Here is a 19,695-nt window from a genome sequence, read left to right as displayed (position 1 = left end):
GAGCCTGCCGGCCCAATCAGGAGGCGCCAGCAGTGGCAGAGATCGAGATCGGCATCGGCAAGAGCGCGCGGACCGCGTATGGTCTCGACGCCGTCGGCATCATTCCATCCCGTCGGACCCGTGACCCGGCGGACGTCTCGCTCGCCTGGGAGATCGACGCCTACCGGTTCGACCTGCCGCTCGTGGCCGCTCCGGCCGACGCGGTGACCTCACCCGCGTCGGCGATCGCGCTCGGCCGGCTCGGTGGTCTCGGTGTTCTGCACATCGAGGGGCTGTGGACCCGGTACGAGGAGCCGGAGAACCACATCGCCGAGCTCAGCAAGATCGGGGCCGCCCAGGGCCCGGACGCGGCAACCGATCGGCTGCGCGCGTTGTACTCCGCGCCGGTCCAGCCGGGGCTGATCGCGCAGCGTCTCACCGAGCTTCGGGACGCTGGGGTGGTCGTGGCCGCGGCGCTGCGCCCGCAGAAGGTCAAGGCCCTGTGCCCGCACGTACTGGCCGCCGGGATCGATCTGCTCGTCATCCACGGTACGGCGGTTTCGGCGGAGCATCAGTCCCGCCGCAGCGAGCCGCTCAACCTCAAACGGTTCATCGGGCAGCTGGACATCCCGGTGCTGGTCGGCGGGTGCGCGTCGTTCTCCACCGCCTTGCACCTCATGCGCACCGGGGCGGCCGGTGTCATCGTGGGCGTCGGGTCCGGCTTCGGTGACCGTACCCGGGACGAGCTCGGGGTCGGCGTGCCGCTCGCCACCGCCATCGCGGACGCGGCCGGTGCGCGCATGCGTTATCTCGACGAGTCGGGCGGCCGCTACGTCCACGTCGTCGCGCATGGTGACCTTCGGACTGGCGGTGACGTCGCGAAGGCGGTGGCCTGCGGCGCGGACGCGGTCATGGTGGATGCGGCGCTCGCGGCCGCGGGGGAGGCCCCGGGCCAGGGCGGGGTCTGGCCGATGGACGTGCTGCACTCCGACCTGCCGCGGGGACGCTGGTCGCCGGTGGCCCCGACCGGGATGCTCGCGCAGATCGTGACCGGTCCGGGCACGGCGACCAGCACCGGTGTCCTCAACCTGGCCGGCGGCCTGCGCACGGCAATGGCGACGACGGGATACGCAACTTTGAAGGAGTTCCAGAAGGCGGAGATCATGGTGACTGCCAGTCCGTGACCGACGATGCACGTCATGCGTGGTCGTCGGGCGTCCTGCGAGGCGGTAGCCGTCGCGTGAGGTATCGCTCGCTGGTGCGCGAGCCCGACGGGCGTGCCCGTGGTGTGCCAACCACCGGCGGTACCCGGTCGATCCGGGCTCTTACCCGACATGGCACCCTGGAAGCGGTCCGTCTCCGGCATGAAGGACGACAGATGCGTCTCGACGAGCACGGCCGTTGGGTCAGCGATGACGGTGCCTATGTCTGGGACGAGGCCGCCCAGACCTGGCAGCCGTCATCGGCAGCGCCGCCGGCCGGTCCGTCGGCCTTGGCGCGATTCGGTAACCATCCCGGTGGGCCCGCCTTCGGTGCCGGTCCGGTCGGGGAGCCTGGATCCGGTCGGGCCGGGTCCGATGTAGGAGCGCAGGGCGGTTCGTTCGGTGGGCGGCCCGGCGCTGCCGGCTCGTCGCCCGATTCCGGGCCCAGCGCCGTGGAAGCGGCTCCGGCACCGCCGAGCTGGGGCGGGGCGCTCACCGATTCACCCCGCCCCCTGAGCGGCCCGGTGGCCACGCCATCAGCGCCGGACACACAGGGGCTGGCACCCTACGGCCCCACCGGCCAGCGCGGCCGGTGGGGGGAACCGGCCGCGGACGTCATTGCACCGCGCGGGCCGTCGGAGTGGGGCGATCTGACCGGTCCGGCCCGCCGCGCGGGTGCGGCGGATCCCGTCGATCCGGTGGCTGCGCCCGCAGCGCCGGCCGCAGCGCAGACGACCTGGGGCGACGGCGGCTCGACTGGCGAGATCCGGCGTGTCGGGGGCATGGCGGCGACGTACGCCCCGTCCACCGGTGGTGCGGCGGACGGCACACCGCGGTGGGACGGCGATCCGGACGGCGGGCCGGAGCCGTATGCCGGGTCGTTCGACGAGCACGACAGTGGATGGGCACCGTCCGGGCCCACCTCCCGGCGCGGGGCGACGGCCCGGCGTGCCGAGGCCGGCGGGCTGCCGGCACGGGTCACCGCGCTCGTCCAGCACGTGCGCGACCGTCCGCCGCTGCTGATCGGCGCCGCCGTCGTTCTCGTCTGCCTCGGGCTCGGCGTCATCGGATTCCTCGCCCTCGGCGGCGGTGGATCGGGCTCCGGGACCGCGGCTGGGCCGGCCGCGGTGGGGAAGGGCCGTTACTCCCCGGAGGTCCGTCGGGCATATCTCAGCTCGTGCCTCGACGTCAGCAACGGTAACGAAGGCTATTGCACCTGCACGCTGGAGAAGCTGGAAGCCGACTACACCCAGGAGGAGTACCAGCGGTTCAGCGACAACGTCCAGTCCGAGTCGTCGGAGCGCATCGTGCGGGAGATCTATGCCGCCTGCCGTGACAAACGATGACGATTACCGGTGTACAGTGGGTTGACAGAACTATTATCACATGCCTAGATGGGCTGCGGGACGACGGACGAGAGTGCTATTGCTTTTTCGTCGGCGATGTGATAAGACGTCCTTCACGTATCAACGGGCGGTCATGGCGGTGCGGTTCTCCGGGACACATCCCGAGACCGCTCCTCCCGGAGCGAGGCTGCCCCACGTGCATTCGTCCGCCCGGGCGGGGGACCCGGTGGCGTGGCCAGATCACACATTTACCCGACGCACGTCCACACGATGACTGCCCGCATCGTGCTGACCAGGGGGGCAGGAGATGCCGCCCTATGATCAAATACAGCGGTTCAGTGGCCATGATGCCTGAATCCGGGATAACGTCGCCGACGTCCGGCGCCCGCGCCCGGAGGCGGGTGACAGTTCTGTGACGACCTACGACACCGACCGCGACGGTGCCACGGGGCGCCCGGCTGCCTCCCGTCGTGACGACGATTTCTTCGCGGTGGAGCGGGTGGGCGAGCAGGCAGCCCGTCCTGTCTCCCGTGAGCCCGCGCCCACGTCCTGGGATTCGACTCCCTGGCCCCGGCGTGAGCCGGCGCCGAGACCGGGACCGGCCATGCCGCCGGCAGGCGGCGGTGCGCGTCCCGCCGATCCCTTCGACGTGACCACCACCTGGGACGGTCCGGCGCCGGGACCCGCCGGTGGACGCCCGCCGGGCATCTCGGTGACCCCCCCCGCTCCCGCTGGCCCGTCTACCCCGGCGGTGTCATCCGCCGCTCCGGTGGCTCCTCCTGTTCCTCCTGTTCCCAGGGGTCCTCGGGTTTCCGCCGGTCCGCCACCGACCGCGTCCCGGCCGACGTCCTACCTCCCCTCGGCGTCCCCGCCACCGCCCGCGGCGTCCAGGACGGCTGCGAGGCTGCCCGACCTGCAGGTGGGCGGGCCCGCTCGAGAGGCCTATCCGGTCCCGACCGGTCCGCCGTCGGGACCGGTGCAGATGGGCCGTTCCCCACGGGCCGGCGGGGCGGCGGGGACCACCTCCGGGACGAGATCGGGGGGTGGCGCTTCCGCAGACCCGTTCACCGGCGGGTTTCCGATCTCCGCCCGACCGGTTCCCGCGCCACCGTCCCGGGCTGTTCCCACATCGTCGGCGGACCTCAGGAGAGCTCCGGGCCAGTCGGGCACCCCGAGCCGGGTCACCGGCCCGGCCTTCCCGGTGGTGCCCGGGAGCTTTGGCGTGACCGCCGCCGCACCGCCGCCCGATGCCGGGCCCCGAACCGCATACTCCTCGACGGATCCTTGGAACGGGCACAGCTCGCCCCGCGTTCAACTGCCCGGTGCGGGTGCGCCTGCAGCGGGCCCGGGCCCCCTGAACCGGGAGGCCGGCGGGGTCCGTCCCGGTGGCGGTGGATCCGCCGGTCCGGGCGCGACCTCATCAACTCCGCCCCGCGGATTCGGGGGCGCGGCAGCCTATCTGCCGGGATCGGCGTCGAGTCGTCCCGGCAGGGACCCGGGTCCGGGAAGAAGGGGCCCGAACGGCGGTTCTGGGGGCAACGGCGGTTCCGGGGGACTACCCCCACACTCCCGCCAGGACCGTCTGCGCTCCCGCCAGGATCGTCCGCGGGACCCCCGCGACGGCGGAGCGGATCTCGCAGGCTGGCGGACTCCCCTGTCCGGCACCGAAGACGTCGTCCGTCCTCTCCCGCCCAACGGGCCCAACGGGATCGCCGGGCTGGTCCCCGGCCGTGAGGACCCGCTCTCCGGACCGCTCCCGGTGGCCCGGCGACGATCGTCGGTGGAGACTGCGACGGGGAGCGACTGGAGGATGCCGGCGAATCGGGCATCTGGACCGAGGGACTCGTTGGCCGGTCCGACTGACCGGTTGCCCGGCCAGAACGGGCTGCCCGCTCCGGCCCGCGGCCGGGCGCTCGCGGCCCCGGAGCGGCGGGCGGCTCCCGAGGCCGGCGCCGATGCGTCGCGGGCCAGCGGTCGGCCCGCCGACCTGGCTGTACCTCGGGTCGAGGAGACGATGACGACCGCTCGTCCGCTGTATCGGCCAGACGCCTCCGCGCCGCCGGCCGGGACCGGTGCGCGTGGCCTGGTCGGAACTCCGTTGCCGCCGGTGGGGCGCCGACCCGAGTCTCCCTCGGAGAGGACGTCCCTGGTGCCCCGGCGGGGATCGGGAAAGGCCAGAGGTGCCGGCCCCGCGCCGGATGACGACAGCGGCTGGCAGCCCTCCCGGTCGGTGCGCAAACCGAGTGGTCGCAGTGTGCCTGCCGACCGCCGCCGCACCCCGAATCCGGTGACCGACACCAACAATCTCCAACCGGTCTTGGCTCCTCAGCCCATCCGGTCATCCGGATCGACGCGATCGGGTGAGCGGGGTGCGGCGAACGGCGGCGAGCGCCGGCGTGGCACCGCGGACCGGGCCGGTCGCGCTGGCGGAACCGGCGCCAGGAGCCGTGGGCATGCTGGCCGGCATGAGGAGGGCGCCGGGGCCGGCGGCCATTCCGGGCCTGGGCGGCGGGCCTCCGGACGTGATGCCCGCGCGGTGGGGCTGCGGGAACCGGGGGATGCCCGGGATGAGCCGGACGACGAGGACCTCTCCGGCGAGGATCGCCTCGCCTGGCTTCATCAGGGTTGGATCGGTCCTTTGGCCGTTGCGTTGGTCCTCGCGTTGCTCGCGGTTGGCGGCTATGCACTCCTGCGCGGCGATGGCGACGGCAAGAGCGCGCCGTCGGTTTCGCCGGCTCCCCCCATCGGCTCGCCGACGCCCACCACGACCAGCCCGGACGCGATCAATGGCAAGGCGATGATTGATGGCAGCTGGGAATGCCGGCTTGTTACCGGGACGAATCCCCTGAAGCTGTCCGACAATGTCGTCGGTGTGCTCGTGGTCGAACGGACCGCCGGTGCCTACAGTTGGGGCGGCACCGCCGGTCAGTACACGATCACGCCGGTGGCCGGTAATGACGGCGGGAATGTGATCGGCAACGTGAAGTTCACCGGCGGGCCACTGAAGGATCTTTCCGGGGTGCACATCGCCAAGCCCGGGGCCGGAATCCGCGACAAGGCGCAGGGCACGCTGGAACTCACCGCGAGTGGCAGTGCGCCGCACCGATACTGCGGGGTGAACTGAGAAGATCCATCCCCATGCTGACGGTAAGTGAAACACCGATATGTCGGATCTAAGGCGCCCCTGGTCGCCCGGGATCTGCCGAGTTCCGACCCCGGCTGTCGGATTCAGGGTGGCGTGGGGCAGGATCAGGTGCCATGCTCAGGTCTGACCGTAGTGAGGGTGGCGGACGGTGTCCCGCCGCTGGCAGGACGGATGTGGCTGGCGGTGCGGACGGGGGCGTCCCCGCTCCCCGGGAGAGCGGCCGACGGGCCGTTAACCGGCGCGGCCTGCTTCGCTGGGCCGGGACCGCGGCGGTCGCGGCACCGGCCGCCGGGCTGTTGGCCGCGTGCGGGGGTTCATCCTCCTCGGCTAGCGCGACGCGCAAGGTACGTCTCGGCTATGTGACGTCCCGGACGGGGGCGTTCCGCAGTTACAGCGTGGTCGACTCGTATGTGCTGCAGACGATGCGCACGATCCTGGCCGACGGCGTGAAGGTGGGGAACCGCACCTATCCCGTCGAGATCTTCGTCCGGGACTCCGAGTCGGACCGCCATGGCGCCGGGACCGCGACAACCGACCTGATCTTCAAGGACAAGGTCGACATCGTGCTGGTCGGTGGCACCTCCGACACCGCCATTCCTGTCGCGGACCAGTGCGAGATCAACCAGGTTCCCTGTATCTCCACAATCGCCCCGTGGCAGGCCTGGTGGAATGGCCGGGGCGGCAACGTCGATATGCCCTTCCGCTGGACCTACCACTTTTTCTGGGGCATGGAGGACCTGGTGGCGACTTACGTCGCGATGTGGAGCCAGCTCGGGATCACCAAGGTGGGGCTCATGTATCCGGACGACGACGACGGCCGCGCGTTCGCCGACCCGGACTTCGGAATTCCCACCATCCGCAACTACAACAATCTCCGGCTGACGTCGCCGATGTCAGCCGGCTACTCAACCGGGGCGCCCTCATTCAAGACCTATATCGATGAATTCAAGAAGAACGGGGTGCAGGCCGTCGTCGGCGTGTCCCGGGCCGCGGACTTCGCCACCTTCCGGAAGGAGACCAGGGCCTCCGGTTACTCGCCGAACGCCCTGACGATCTCCAAGGCGATCTACTTCCAGGAGGATGTGCGTGGCCTCGGTACCGGTGGTGACGGTCTTACCACCGAGGTGGCGTGGTCACCGGCGCATCCCTTCCGTAGCTCGCTGACGAACAAGACGTCCCTGGAGTTGGCCAACGACTTCACCAGCGCCCGCGGTCAGGGGTGGACCCAGACCCTGGGATTTTCGTACGCCCTGTTCGAGGTCGCCGTCAAGGCGCTGAGCAACGTCGACTCCCTCAACAGTCGGGAAGCCGTCGCCACGGCCATCCGCGACGTCGACGCCCAGACCATTGTCGGACCCGTGGCGTTCGGAGCTCAGCCCAACGTCCCGAAGAACGTGGCCCGCATCGCCCTCGTCGGTGGTCAGTGGAACCAGAATCAGCAGGCGAACGATTTCAACCTCAAGATCGTCAACAACGCGGGTAACACCAAGGTCCCGCTGGAGGCCGAACTCCGCAAAGTTCCCTCGCCCGTCTGAGCTCGGGTCGGCTCGTTTGCCCGGGGCGACTGGCACCGGCCGTCCCGGGCGGGATCACCTCAGGTCCGTGCGGTTGCCCGCGACATCGTGTGCTCGACCACCGCGATCAGTGCGCTCTTGGTGGAGTCGCGGTTGCGGGCGTCGCAGGTGATGACGGGAACGGCCGGGCTGATCTGCAGTGCTTCCCGGACGTCCTCGATCGAGTGCCGCAGAATCCCGTCGAAGCAGTTGACGCCAATCACGAAGGGCAACTGCCGCTGCTCGAAGTAGTCGACCGCGGCGAAGCAGTCGGCCAGTCGGCGGGTGTCGGCGAGCACGATCGCACCGATGGCTCCCCGCACGATGTCGTCCCACATGAACCAGAAGCGGTACTGCCCGGGGGTGCCGAACAAGTACAGGATCAGATCCTCGTCCAGCGAGACTCGGCCGAAGTCCATGGCGACCGTGGTGGTGGTCTTGTCCATCAGGTGGGTGAGGTCGTCGATGTGGGCTCCCGCCTCGGTCATGACGGCCTCGGTGCGCAGCGGGACGATCTCGGACACCGAACCCACGAATGTGGTTTTTCCGGCGCCGAACCCGCCCGCTACTACGATCTTAACCGAGGTCGTGGCGACGGCGGAGTTGACCCGCCTGTTGTCAGAGCTTTCGAAGGCCACTGAGAACCCTTTCGAGCAACGCGAGATCCGGTGCCTCGTCGCGGTCAGGCTGCTGGTGGACGCGGACGAAGCCTTCGTCCGCCATGTCGCCTACCAGCACGCGGGCCACCCCGAGGGGCACCCGGAGGCCAGCGGCGATCTCCGCGATGGATCGCACCTGCCGGCACATGGCGGCGATGGTCTGTTGCTCCAGGTTGAGGCCGATCGCTCGTTCCTCGCCGAGAGGCGTCGTGAAGACGAGTGCCTCGATGGCGAGTTCATAGCGCGACCGAGTGCGCCCACCGGTCATCGCATACGGACGGACGACCGGCCCGGGCGTGCCCTCGGGATCGATACTCACCCTGACTCCCTGTGTTGCCGTCCGGTCACCGCGGAAGGGTTCCCTGCAGCTCGGCGCGCAACGCCGGGGTCAGGACGTCCTTCGCCCGGCTGACCAGCAGGGCCATCTCATAGCCGACCAGACCGATGTCGCAGGATGGTGCCGCGAGCACTGCCATGCTCGCGCCGTCACTGATTGCCATGATGAAGAGAAAGCCGTGCTCCATCTCCACGACCGTCTGGGTGACGCCGCCCGCCTCGAAGACGCGGGCGGCGCCCTGGGTCAGGCTCACCAGTCCCGAGGCCACTGCGGCGAGCTGGTCGGCGCGATCCCGGGGGAAGCCGTCGGAGACGGCGAGTAGCAGGCCGTCTGCGGACACCACGACGGTGTGGGCGGCACCCGGGACTCGATCGATAAAATTGTTGATCAACCAGTTGAGGTTCTGGGCTTCAGAACTCACGGGTGTCACCGTTCCTCCTGCGCGTCACGTCGAGGATTCCTCGCGGTGTCGACTCCGACATCACGTCCCTGCCGTACGCCCTGGTAGAAGCTGGCAAGCCGGCCTCCTACAGCCTCAGGAGATCTGGCCGAGGTGTCGGCGGGACGCCGGCGGGGCGCGGGTTCGGCGCTGCCGGGCACGAGATGGGTTATGGGAACTCGCACCGGTAGGCCCGACCGCGTTACGCCGCCTGTGCTCGGTTGACGCAACAACTCGGCCGCCTGCCAGCCGGCGTCCCCGGGAGATGTCCAGTTCTCCCGGGACGGGGTCTGCTGGGGCGTTGCCTGGTGCTGTGTTGGCTGGTACTGCCCTGCCGTCTGATGGTGCGGGGCCGTCTGACGCAGGGCCGTCTGATGCTGGGCCGCGAAGGCCGGGACGGGCGGAGCCGCCGATGGCGCGTCCGCCGCGGGCTCCTCCCGCGCCGGTGTCCGGGTACCCGTGAGCGGATCGACTCCGGAGCGGGCGGGGCCGCGTTGCCCGAAGGCCCCACCGAGCCCCGGACGGACCGGGGAACGGGCCGGTGGCGCCGCCGTACCGGCATCCGGCCCGGTGAGGTGGGCCGCCGCGGCCGCCGTCGAATGCTGGGCGGGCGCCCGACTGGACGGCGAACGTCGCTGGAACCACGCCGACACGGAGTCGAAGATCGGCGACGTCTCGATGTCGTCGGTGTCCCGGTCCGCCGTGGTCTGTTCGCCGGTGTCCTCGCCGGAGATCGCCTCCGTCGCTCCGGTATCGCGGAACCGCCGGGACCCGAGCGCCGACGCCGGCCGGTCGCGGGGACCGGTGGACTCCATGGGCTCCGATCGTTCCTGCGGAACGGGCCGGTTCTCGGAGCGGGCGAACACACTGCCGGCCCCGGGGGTCGGCTCCTCGGCCGACGGGGTCCGCTCACCGGCCTCGGGCCGGGTCTGGCCGGGCGGTCTCGGGCCGGGCGGTGCCGGGCCGGGCGGTGCCGGGGCGGTGTCGGGCTGCTCGGTCCGACCGGGCCCGGTGGTGCCGCCGGGACGTGGTTTGGTCCCCCAGCGGTTGTCCCCGAACGACACCGGTCTCGTCTCGTCCGTGACCAGATCGTCCCGTCGTCCGAATCCGCGCCGGTCGATGGTCTGGGTGTCCGGTACGACGTCGGGGGGCGGTTCGGCGTCGGTGGCCGGGTCGAGCCGGCCACCGGGAGCGGTGCCGCCGCGGCCGCGAAGGACATCGAGGTCGAGTTCCCGGTCGTTGAGTTCCCGGTCGTCGAGCTCCCGTGGGTCACGGGGACCGTCCTGCCCACCGGGGCCGGGCCGGTCCCGGTCCCGGGCTCCCGGGACCGGGTAGTCCCCGTCGTTTCCTCCCCGCCCGAGTAGATCGTGCGGCAGGGTCGGCGGAGCGGCGCCGGTGCTATCCGCCTCGCTGTCGCGCTCGGTGCCGCTGTCGAGGCCGGGGGTGAAGTCGTCCGGCCCGAAGTCGCGATTATCCGCGGTGGGCAGCGAACCCGTTCGGTCGGACCCGAGCTGAGCGGCGGCCAGCGGCCCGGTGAGCGGGAACGGCCCGGTGTTGGGGAACCGCCGGGGCCCACTGGAGTCGTCGAAAAGGCTTTCCGGTCCGGCGGGTTCACCTGCGGTCCGGTGCCCGTTGGCCCCGGTGCCGTTCGTCGGCGCGACCCTGCCGCCCACCGGTTCGGGAGTTCCCGAGCCGGTGCGCTCCGGCCGCTCCGGTGCACGCGGTCCGGTCGGGGAACCGGGGATGGCCGGCGCGTCGCCGGCGCGGGTTCCTAGCGTCGGCGCGGTGGGCCGGCCCGGTCCCGTGCCGGCCCGGCCGTCTCCGGTCACCAGCTTGGCGGGCAGCCGGACGACAGCGGTGATACCTCCGGAGGCGGATTCGCGCAGCTGGACGTGGATGCCGTGGCGGCTGGCCAGCCGACCGACCGCGAACAGGCCCATGGTCCGTGACACCGACACGTCGACCACCGGCGGGTTCGCCAGTCGGTCGTTGACCCGTTCGAGTTCCTTGGCCGGCATGCCGATGCCCTGGTCCTCGATCTCGATCATCGCCCCGGCCCCCGGACCGAGCGAGCGGCTGGTGACGAGGACGCTGGTGGCCGGCGGCGAGTACGAGGTGGCGTTCTCGAGGAGCTCGGCGACCAGGTGGACGACGTCGCTGACACCGTTGCCGGCGATGGACACCGCGGCGGCCGACGTCTGCTTGACCCTGGTGTACTGCTCCACCTCGGAGATGGCCGCCAGTACGACCTCGTTCAGCGGGACGGGGTGTGTCCAGCGCCGAGCGGTGTCCGTGCCGGCGAGGACGAGCAGGCTTTCGTTGTTCCGCCGCATACGGGTGGCGAGGTGATCCAGCTTGAACAGGTTGGACAACTGGTCCGGATCCTGCTCGCGGTTCTCCAGCTCGTCGATGAGACGCAGCTGCCGTTCGACCAGTCCCTGACTGCGCCGGGAGAGGTTCACGAACATCGCGTTGACGTTGTTCCGCAGCGACGCCTGTTCGGAGGCCAGCCGGATCGCCTCCCGGTGAACCTCGTCGAAAGCCCGCGCGACTTCGCCGACCTCCTCGTCAGTGTCGATACCGACCGGTTCGATCGAGTCGTCGATGTCCAGCTCGGTGGAATCGCGCAACCGACGGACGGCCTCGGGAAGCCGGTGATCGGCGATGTCCAGCGCGGCGGTCCGCAGCGCCAGCAGGGGGCGGACCAGCGAGCGCGCGACGACCAGTGCGGCGAGCAGGGCGAGGGCCAGGATGAGCACGATCAGTAGACCGGACAGCAGCGCGTGGCGCTGGATGTTGCCCCGCAGGGTGCCTATGCGGGCGTCGACGAGGCCCAAGAGCTTGTCGACGGCCTCCGTACCGGTGTCGATGGTCTGCTGGGTCGCCTGGTCCCATTTCTCGGCTTCCAGCGCGGTCAGCGGCTGACCGATGGGCGCATTCAGAATTTCTTCGACATAATTCTGGGTGTTGCGGATGTTCCCGTTGGTCTCGGTGTCGATCGTCGGTTCGTAGACCGCGAGCTGGTCCGGTAGAGCGACGTTCTCGAGATCGTTGCGCTGGCGGCCCCGCTGGGTCTCGGCCGACAGGAACTCGCGATAGTCGTCTGCCGTGAGGACATGGTTCCCGTTGCGGGTGAGCAGGCCGTGGATAAGTGCCTGCTCCTCGGCGAGAAGCTCCGTCCCGGACATCAAGAAGTAGGCCGTGTTGACCCCGGCGTTGAGCTCCTGGTCGTCATTTCCCTGCGGGATCAGCCGGATCAGGTTGATCAGCGAGTTGATGATCGGCTGAAAGGCGGTCTCGACCGCCTTCCTGTCGATCAGCCTTTCGATCGTCTGCCGCTTGGCGGGCAGCGTGTCCATCCGGCTGCTGATGTCGTCGAGGGCGCGGCGTACCTCGCTGCCGAAGGATCCTCGCCGCTCGCTGGCAGCTGACTTGTACGCCTTGTAAGCTTCATCGACCGCCGCCCGGCGGGTGGGAATCGTGCTCCCGTCCCGGGCGCCGACGGGACCGCTGGCGATGAATCCGGTGCTGTAGGTGCGCTCGGCCTGCAGGGCGTGGACCAGCCCGGACGCCGAGCGGCTGATCTCGGTCAGGTCGGACATCCGGTTGACGTCCCGCGTGCTCGTCAGCACCGTACCCGCCTCGATGGACGAGTAGGCGAGGATCGCGATGACAGGCACGGCCAGAATCGCGATCAGCTTGGTGCGTACCCGCCAGTTGGTGGGGTTGGCGGCGGCGCGGTGAAGGCGCGCCAGTCCCGACCCGGCTGGGTTCGGTGGCGCGGCGAATCGACCATCGCGCTGCCCGCCGTCTTCGGCGTCCACGGGCGAACCCGGCGCCACTGTCGGCTCCGAGTCTGCGGCGATGCCCGTGCTGCTGGCCATCGGTTGTCTGCGCACGTACCTTCGCAACCTCTCCGCCAGCCTCCCGGAACAGGTCGTACCAGGATGGCTCGGTATCGGGCCCGGATGTCCCTTGTCAGGCACCATAGCGGTACGAAGTCGGCATCCGAAAGGCGCCCACCGTAAGCGCCTTGGTGGCTGCACGTCAGTTGTCGCTACTGCGCGCGGAGTCACCACTACCGTAACCGCCGGGGAAGGCCGACATCGGGCGTCACTGATGATCGAAGCGATTGTCGGGGTGAGTGAACCCGGCTGAAGACGCAAACTCGGCATCCTAGACATCTCCGACATGAGCCCTTACCGCCTTCGTGGCGGCGTCCGGCGTGCTTCGTCTGTTCCGGTGAAGGCCGTGGGAGATGGTTGGGCGCCTGGGCGGACCGGTGGGGTCGCCGTGTCCGTAGGCTTGCGGGGTGAGTGAGTTGCAGCGTAGCAGTGCTGGTCGCGGTGCGGAGCCGACGGATACCGGCGCGGTTCGGGATGTTCCGCGGTCCCCGGCGGACGGCCCCACCGGCCCGTCCGCGGTGGGGCATCCGGGCTATGACACCGTGCTGGTGATCGATTTCGGTGCCCAGTATGCCCAACTGATCGCCCGGCGCATACGCGAATGTCATGTGTATTCGGAGATCGTCCCGTGGGATATGTCGGTGGACGAGATCCTCGCCCGGCGTCCGTCCGCACTGATCCTTTCTGGCGGCCCGAAGTCCGTCTACTCGCCTGGCGCGCCCCGGGTGGATCCTGCGTTGTTCGCTACCGGAGTGCCTATTCTCGGTATCTGCTATGGCCATCAGGTCATGGCTCAGGCGCTTGACGGCGCCGTCGCGCGCACGGGAACCGCCGAGTACGGAGCAACTCGTCTGTCGGTGTCGGGTCCCGGGGTTCTCTTCGACGGTCTGCCCGTTGTCCAGCAGGTCTGGATGTCGCATGGCGACTCGGTGACCGCCGCGCCGCCCGGCTTCCGGGTGACGGCTTCCACACCGTCGGCCCCGGTCGCCGCCTTTGAGGACCCCGCGCGTCGTCTCTACGGCGTGCAGTTCCACCCGGAGGTGGTCCACAGCGAGCGAGGCATGGACGTGCTGCGGCACTTCCTGTTCGTGGGCGCGGGCTGCCGGCCCACCTGGACAATGATCAACATTGTTGACGAGGCTGTCGCGGCCGTCCGGGCCCAGGTCGGGACCGGACGGTTGATCTGCGGCCTGTCCGGCGGGGTGGACTCCGCGGTCGCTGCCGCGCTCGTGCACCGGGCGGTGGGAGACGCGCTCACCTGCGTCTTCGTCGATCATGGTTTGCTGCGGGCCGGCGAGGCGGAACAGGTCGAACGCGATTTCGTCGCGACCACCGGTGTGGATCTGGTCCATGTCAAGGCGGCCGACCGGTTTGCCGCCGCGCTGTCCGGAGTGACCGATCCGGAACGGAAGAGGAAGATTATCGGCCGCGAGTTCATCCGGGTCTTCGAGGAGTCCGCCCGCGAACTGGAGGCCCGGGCGGAGGCGGAGGGCGCGACGATCGACTTTCTCGTGCAGGGGACATTGTATCCCGATGTGATCGAATCCGGTTCGCCGACGGCCGCGAAGATCAAGTCTCATCACAACGTCGGCGGACTGCCCGAGGACCTGCGGTTCGGTCTGGTCGAGCCGCTTCGGACCCTGTTCAAGGACGAGGTCCGTCGGCTCGGCGAGGAGCTCGGGCTGCCCGAGGAGATCGTCTGGCGCCAGCCGTTCCCGGGCCCGGGCCTCGCCGTCCGCATCATCGGCGAGGTCACGCCCGAGCGGCTCGACGTGGTGCGGGCGGCCGACGCGGTGATCCGGGAGGAGATTCGCAAGGCCGGCCTGGACCGCGAGATCTGGCAGGTCTTCGCGGTGCTGCTCGCCGACGTGCGGTCGGTAGGCGTCCAGGGTGACGAGCGTACGTACGGCTTCCCGATCGTCCTGCGCGCGGTCACCAGCGAGGACGCGATGACCGCCGACTGGGCCCGGCTCCCCTACGGCCTGCTGGAACGCATCTCGAACCGGGTGGTCAACGAGGTGCCGCAGGTCAACCGGGTGGTGTACGACATCACCTCCAAGCCCCCCGGCACGATTGAGTGGGAGTGACGATCCCGGATCGGAGCGCGTGCCCGTCGGGCGACCCCCGCCGACGGGCACGTTTGACGTCCGGGCGGGACCGGAGCACCCTGGATGACGTGACCCCGCACGAGATGGCCATTACCTAGGCGCGCGACCGGTCATCGGGTCCGCGCCTCGCCCTTCCGCCTTGTCCTGGTGGGGGGCTTTTTTGTTGCCGCGGTCATGGTGGGGTGGCCGCTCAGCCGCCGGGAGATGCTCCATGACCGCAGCAGCCGCAGACGACCGATCGGTAGCCCCGGACGCCGAACTCTGGGCGTCGGACATCCGCGCCGCGGCCCGCGTCCTTGCCGGGGTGGCACGACAGACCAGAGTCGTCCGGGATCTCGGCCTGTCGGCGGCGATCGGTGCGCCCGTCTGGCTCAAGTGTGAGCACGAGCAGCACACCGGTTCGTTCAAGCTTCGGGGTGCCTACCACCGGGTGGCCACCGCGGATCCGGCGACGCGGGCCCGGGGGGTGGTGGCGGCCAGTGCCGGTAACCATGCCCAGGGAGTGGCCTTCGCGGCCGCGACCTTCGGCGTCGAGGCGACCATCTTCGTGCCGGTGGGGGCCAATCCGGTCAAAGTGGCGCGGACGCGCCGGTGGGGCGCCCGGGTCGAGAAGATACCCGGGGGGGTGGAGGCGGCGCTCGCGGCGGCCGCCGCCTTCGCCGCCCGGGGAGACCGGCTGCTGGTCCACCCATTCGACGACCCGACGGTGGTGGCCGGGCAGGGCACGATCGGCTTGGAGTTGCTCGATCAGGTGCCCGATCTCGGCACCGTTCTGGTCGGGGTGGGCGGCGGAGGACTGATCAGCGGGCTGGCTGCGGCGGTGCGGTCCCGGCGCCCCGATGTGCGAGTGGTCGGTGTGCAGTCCGTGCTGTCGTCGGCGTTCGCCGCGTCGCTGCGGGCTGGCCGGCGGCTCCCGGTGCCCCCCGGTGGGGTGGTGACGCCTGGTGCCGGAACACTGTGGGAAGCCGGGACGATTCCGGGCAGCCGGACGTCCGAACAGCCGACGGCGCCACGTTCGTCACGGGTGGTCTCGGCGTCGACCACGATCGCCGACGGTATGGCGGTGAACGCTCCCGGGGTTCTGACCTTCGCCCTTGCCGCACGCCTGGTGGACGAGATCGTCACGGTCGATGAGGCAGCGTTCTGGGAGGCGATGGTGTTGCTGCACCGGGCCGGCCACCAGGTGGAACCGGCCGGCGCCGCGGGGGTTGCGGCCTTGTTGCGTCAAGGTGATCTCGCGCAGGGCCCGACGGTGGCGATCCTGTCGGGCGGCAACATCGACCCGGGGGTGGCCAGCAGGGTGAAGGCGCTCGCGGCCATCCCGCCGAGCGCGTCGAGCACCGCGTGACCGCCTGACCGCGTGACCGCCGGTGGGCCGGGCGTTGACGCGGACCACGGCCATCGACGCCCCGCCCTCGCGCGCGGGGCGGGGCGGGAACGACGGACAATAGGCTGGTCAGCACGCGGGTCGACGACCACTGGGCGTGGACGCGTGATGGTCATGTGGTGGCACGGACGCGCGAGGACCGCGGCCGGGTGGGGCTGTCGGTGCATCTCGCGAACCACACCGCGAACCACACCGCGAACCGGGTCGTCGGGTACGATCCGGGCATGCCGCGGTCCGACCCGCTCGACGTCGAACGTACGATCGGAGTCCCATGAGCGGCTTTTTCGGCGATTCCCACGGCGGCGGATCCGGCATCGCCGGGTCGGTCGGGACGGATGTCCACGGCGGTGCGCACGTGCCCTACGACCTGTTCGGCCCAGCGGTGCTGGCGCCGCCGGTGGGCGGGGACGGGCCCGGTGACTCCTCCTCGCCGCGCCTGGATGCCGAGGGTCTGCTCGACGGGCTCAACCTGCAGCAGCGGGCGGCGGTGGTGCACATCGGAGCACCCCTGCTTGTCGTCGCGGGCGCGGGGTCCGGCAAGACGCGGGTGCTGGCCCACCGTATCGCGTACCTGCTGGCTGCCCGGGGGGTCCGGCCGGGGGAGATTCTGGCGATCACGTTCACCAACAAGGCCGCCAGCGAGATGCGCGAACGGGTCTCGGCACTGGTCGGTCCTCGGGCGCGGGCGATGTGGGTGAGCACCTTCCACTCGGCCTGCGTGCGCATCCTGAGGTCCGAGGCGAAGAGTCTCGGGTTCAGCTCGACCTTCTCCATCTACGACGCCGCCGACGCGCAGCGTCTGATCACTCTGGTCACCCGCGACCTCGATCTTGATCCCAAGCGGCATCCCGCCCGAGGTCTGGCGGCACAGATCAGCAACCTGAAGAACGAACTGATCGACTGGGAGGCCGCACGGGACCGGGCCACGAACCACCTCGAGCGGACCGTCGCCGAGGTCTACGCCGCTTATCAGCAGCGGCTGGCTCAGGCCAACGCCCTCGACTTCGACGATCTGATCATGACGACGGTGAACCTCCTCCAGGCGTTCCCCGACGTCGCTGAGCACTACCGGCGCCGCTTCCGACATGTGCTCGTGGACGAGTACCAGGACACCAACCACGCGCAGTACGTTTTGGTGCGCGAGCTCGTCGGTCAGCCGGCGTACTTCGGTGCCGGGTCCGCGCCGGTGGAGTCAGAGGAGCCAGCGGCCGGGTCGGATACCTGGGCCTCGGGCGCCGTCCCACCGGCGGAGCTGTGCGTGGTTGGCGACGCGGACCAGTCGATCTACGCCTTCCGCGGGGCGAACATCCGCAATATTGTGGAGTTCGAGGAGGACTTCCCGAACGCCGCGGTGATCCTGCTGGAACAGAACTACCGCTCCACCCAGACCATCCTCTCCGCCGCGAACGCGATGATCGCGCGTAACAACCAGCGCAAGGCCAAGCGGCTGTGGTCGGACGCCGGTGACGGTGAGAAGATCGTCGGATTCGCCGCCGACAACGAGCACGACGAGGCGGCCTTTGTCGCCGAGGAGGTCGACCGGCTCTCGGACGCGAAGCTCGCGCGGTCCGCCGACGTCGCGGTGTTCTACCGGACCAACGCCCAGAGCCGGGTGTTTGAGGAGATCTTTGTCCGGGTCGGGCTGCCCTACCGGGTGGTCGGCGGGGTGCGGTTCTACGAGCGCAAGGAGATCCGTGATCTCCTTGCCTACCTGCGGGTCCTCGTCAATCCCAGCGACACGGTGAACCTGCGTCGCATCCTGAACGTGCCTCGCCGCGGGATCGGCGAGCGGGCTGAGGCGGCCCTGGCGGGCTTCGCCGATGTCGAGCGGATCGGGTTCGCGCAGGCACTGGAGCGTGTCGACGAGGTGCCGGGGATCGCCGCGCGCTCGGCGAAGGCGGTGCGAGAGTTCACCGCGCTGCTCGCCGAGCTACGCACCATGGCGGCCGACGACCCGGTGGCCGTGGTCGAGGCGGTGCTTGAACGCACCGGCTACCTGTCGGAACTCCTCGCCGAGGACACCGTCGAGTCCCAGGGCCGGGTGGAAAACCTGCAGGAACTGGTCGGAGTGGTCCAGGAGTTCACCCAGCGGCTGCCCGAGGGCACGCTCGCGGAGTTCCTCGAGCAGGTCTCGCTCGTCGCCGACGCGGACCAGGTTCCGAGCGACGACGGTTCCGATGGCGTGGTCACCCTTATGACGCTGCACAGCGCCAAGGGCCTCGAGTTCCCCGTCGTCTTCCTCACCGGTCTCGAGGACGGCGTCTTCCCGCACCTGCGGACCTTGGGAGATCCCACCCAGCTCGAGGAGGAACGCCGGCTCGCCTATGTGGGCGTCACCCGGGCCCGGACCCGGCTCTACCTGACCCGCGCGGTGATGCGCAGCGCCTGGGGCCAACCGGCCTACAACCCGCCGTCGCGCTTCCTCGGCGAGGTGCCGGACACGCTGGTTGACTGGCGTCGGCTGGCCGATCCCCCGCCGGCGCCCGCGGGGACGTCCTGGGGTTCGTCTGGCGGGTTTGGGCCGGGCGCCACCCGCCGGGGCGCCGCCGACGCCCCGGCGGCGCGTAAACCGCTACCGAACTCGCCGTTCTCGGGCCGCGCGCGGCCGGCCGCGCGGGCCGTCCTGGAACTGCGCCAAGGCGACCGGGTGACCCATGACAGTTTCGGTCTCGGGGTTGTCGTCGCCACCGGCGGGGTCGGTGACTCCGCCGAGGCGACCATCGACTTCGGCGAGAACGCCGGCACGAAGCGCCTGCTCCTGCGGTACGCCCCCGTCGAGAAGCTCTGACGGTCCCGAGGGTCCCGACGGTCCGGGTCGCCGGGACCGTTCCGCTCGGGGGACCGGTCCCGGCCGGTCCGGCGCCCCGGCGAGGCAGCTCGCGACCAGGTGGGCAACCTTGCCGCTGAAGGCCAGAGAATGATGCCCGAGGCCCGGCACGGTGTGATTTTCGATGTCGAGATCGGGATGGTCGAGCGTCGCCTCGGCGGGCCGCACCACGCTGTCCAGCCCGGCGCCGATCGCGACGAACCGGGTCCGGCAGCCGGGGGCGGGTGCGGCGAGTTCGCGTAGGAGCGCCGATCCCGGCCGTAGCTGGGTGACGAGCCGGTACGGCACCGACCGGGGGACAAGCCCGGCGAGACGGGTGCCGGAATGAGGCGTCGCGAGAGTGATCAGCGTGTCCACGTACTGATCGCCCCCGAGTTGCTGCACGTAGTAACGGGCCACCAGCCCGCCGAGTGAATGGGCGACGATGTGCACGCGCTGCCTGCCGCTGTCCGCCATGGCGGCGTGCACGGACGCGGCGAGTCGGAGCGCCGCTTCCTGCACCGTCGGTACGAGCAGCGGCAGCTCCACCGTGCGCACCCGGCGGAAACCGCGGCGGCGCAGCGACCGGCCCAACCGGGTGAACACGGACCGGTTGTCGATCAGGCCGTGGATCAGCAGGATCGGGGTGCCTGCCGCGTCGGGAGCGTTGACCAGCAGGCTGCGGTGCAGGGGGGAGAGGGCGCTCAGTGAGTAGGGCTCGTGCTCGCGCGGGCGCTGCCGGCGCAGCGCACTCGCCGGGTAGAGGGCGAGGTGGGTGGCGATCCAGGCCGCTTCCACGGCGAGCCCGCGGGCATTCACCGGGGTCGTG

13 protein-coding genes and 1 pseudogene are annotated in these 19,695 nt (G+C 70.3%); 8 read left to right on the top strand and 6 right to left on the bottom strand.

Going from position 1 to position 19,695, the window contains the following annotated elements; genetic code table 11:
* Nucleotides 1-32: 32 nt before the first annotated feature.
* Nucleotides 33-1,163 carry a GuaB3 family IMP dehydrogenase-related protein gene (locus tag ACY5KJ_RS00075; RefSeq protein ID WP_462202417.1) on the top strand — a complete coding sequence of 377 codons (1,131 nt, stop codon included), beginning with the start codon at nucleotides 33-35 and terminating at the stop codon, nucleotides 1,161-1,163.
* Nucleotides 1,164-1,357: 194 nt separating this feature from the next.
* The gene (locus ACY5KJ_RS00070) at nucleotides 1,358-2,527 is read left to right on the top strand and encodes a hypothetical protein (protein WP_462185730.1); all 1,170 of its coding nucleotides are present in this window, start codon (nucleotides 1,358-1,360) and stop codon (nucleotides 2,525-2,527) included.
* A gap of 2,338 nt (nucleotides 2,528-4,865) precedes the next feature.
* Here the strand turns inward: ACY5KJ_RS00070 and ACY5KJ_RS00065 are convergent.
* Nucleotides 4,866-5,147 carry a hypothetical protein gene (locus ACY5KJ_RS00065; protein WP_462202416.1) on the bottom strand — a complete coding sequence of 94 codons (282 nt, stop codon included), beginning with the start codon at nucleotides 5,145-5,147 and terminating at the stop codon, nucleotides 4,866-4,868.
* Between the two features lie 30 nt (nucleotides 5,148-5,177).
* On the opposite strand from ACY5KJ_RS00065, the gene ACY5KJ_RS00060 reads away from it, so the two are divergent.
* Both ACY5KJ_RS00060 and ACY5KJ_RS00055 read left to right on the top strand, forming a co-directional pair.
* Complete coding sequence (locus tag ACY5KJ_RS00060; RefSeq protein ID WP_462202414.1) at nucleotides 5,178-5,651, top strand: hypothetical protein; 474 nt, start codon at nucleotides 5,178-5,180, stop codon at nucleotides 5,649-5,651.
* 194 nt (nucleotides 5,652-5,845) lie between these two features.
* Nucleotides 5,846-7,207, top strand: coding sequence for an ABC transporter substrate-binding protein (locus tag ACY5KJ_RS00055; RefSeq protein WP_462202413.1), 1,362 nt, complete (start codon nucleotides 5,846-5,848; stop codon nucleotides 7,205-7,207).
* Between the two features lie 59 nt (nucleotides 7,208-7,266).
* On the opposite strand, the gene ACY5KJ_RS00050 is transcribed toward ACY5KJ_RS00055, so the two are convergent.
* The 4 genes from ACY5KJ_RS00050 to ACY5KJ_RS00035 are packed head-to-tail and all read right to left on the bottom strand — an operon-like array spanning nucleotide 7,267 to nucleotide 12,484.
* Entirely contained in the window at nucleotides 7,267-7,863 is a 597-nt protein-coding gene (locus tag ACY5KJ_RS00050; protein WP_462185733.1) for a GTP-binding protein, read from the bottom strand.
* Nucleotides 7,844-8,203 carry a DUF742 domain-containing protein gene (locus ACY5KJ_RS00045; protein WP_011435095.1) on the bottom strand — a complete coding sequence of 120 codons (360 nt, stop codon included), beginning with the start codon at nucleotides 8,201-8,203 and terminating at the stop codon, nucleotides 7,844-7,846. Before ACY5KJ_RS00045 ends, ACY5KJ_RS00050 begins: the two co-directional genes overlap by 20 nt.
* 25 nt (nucleotides 8,204-8,228) lie before the next feature.
* Nucleotides 8,229-8,651, bottom strand: coding sequence for a roadblock/LC7 domain-containing protein (locus ACY5KJ_RS00040; protein ID WP_462185734.1), 423 nt, complete (start codon nucleotides 8,649-8,651; stop codon nucleotides 8,229-8,231).
* Complete coding sequence (locus ACY5KJ_RS00035) at nucleotides 8,648-12,484, bottom strand: nitrate- and nitrite sensing domain-containing protein (protein ID WP_462202411.1); 3,837 nt, start codon at nucleotides 12,482-12,484, stop codon at nucleotides 8,648-8,650. Before ACY5KJ_RS00035 ends, ACY5KJ_RS00040 begins: the two co-directional genes overlap by 4 nt.
* Nucleotides 12,485-13,083: 599 nt before the next feature.
* Here ACY5KJ_RS00035 and guaA point away from each other — a divergent pair.
* The 4 genes from guaA to pcrA all read left to right on the top strand — a co-directional run bounded on the left by guaA (nucleotide 13,084) and on the right by pcrA (nucleotide 18,848).
* Nucleotides 13,084-14,652 (top strand): glutamine-hydrolyzing GMP synthase, encoded by a 1,569-nt coding sequence (gene guaA / locus ACY5KJ_RS00030; protein ID WP_462187523.1) that lies wholly within the window; start codon nucleotides 13,084-13,086, stop codon nucleotides 14,650-14,652.
* 232 nt (nucleotides 14,653-14,884) lie between these two features.
* Nucleotides 14,885-16,021, top strand: coding sequence for a threonine ammonia-lyase (locus tag ACY5KJ_RS00025; protein ID WP_462187510.1), 1,137 nt, complete (start codon nucleotides 14,885-14,887; stop codon nucleotides 16,019-16,021).
* Between the two features lie 155 nt (nucleotides 16,022-16,176).
* Nucleotides 16,177-16,335 (top strand): hypothetical protein, encoded by a 159-nt coding sequence (locus ACY5KJ_RS00020; protein WP_462202410.1) that lies wholly within the window; start codon nucleotides 16,177-16,179, stop codon nucleotides 16,333-16,335.
* Complete coding sequence (gene pcrA / locus ACY5KJ_RS00015) at nucleotides 16,332-18,848, top strand: DNA helicase PcrA (protein ID WP_462187513.1); 2,517 nt, start codon at nucleotides 16,332-16,334, stop codon at nucleotides 18,846-18,848. The genes ACY5KJ_RS00020 and pcrA overlap by 4 nt, the downstream gene beginning before the upstream one ends.
* 384 nt (nucleotides 18,849-19,232) lie before the next feature.
* Here pcrA and ACY5KJ_RS00010 read toward each other — a convergent pair.
* Nucleotides 19,233-19,472, bottom strand: a pseudogene (locus ACY5KJ_RS00010) (esterase/lipase family protein); the annotation flags it as partial.
* Between the last annotated feature and the right edge of the window lie 223 nt (nucleotides 19,473-19,695).

This window comes from Frankia sp. CcWB3 (genome assembly GCF_977927595.1).
Note: the sequence above shows the minus strand (reverse complement) of the source record. Positions and strands in the feature narration are given on the sequence as shown.

Coding starts and splice junctions, on each gene's coding strand:
- ACY5KJ_RS00070 (WP_462185730.1), top strand. CDS start 1,358: ATGCGTCTCGACGAGCACGGCCGTTGGGTCAGCGATGACGGTGCCTAT.
- ACY5KJ_RS00065 (WP_462202416.1), bottom strand. CDS start 5,147: ATGAAGCCAGGCGAGGCGATCCTCGCCGGAGAGGTCCTCGTCGTCCGG.
- ACY5KJ_RS00025 (WP_462187510.1), top strand. CDS start 14,885: ATGACCGCAGCAGCCGCAGACGACCGATCGGTAGCCCCGGACGCCGAA.
- pcrA (WP_462187513.1), top strand. CDS start 16,332: ATGAGCGGCTTTTTCGGCGATTCCCACGGCGGCGGATCCGGCATCGCC.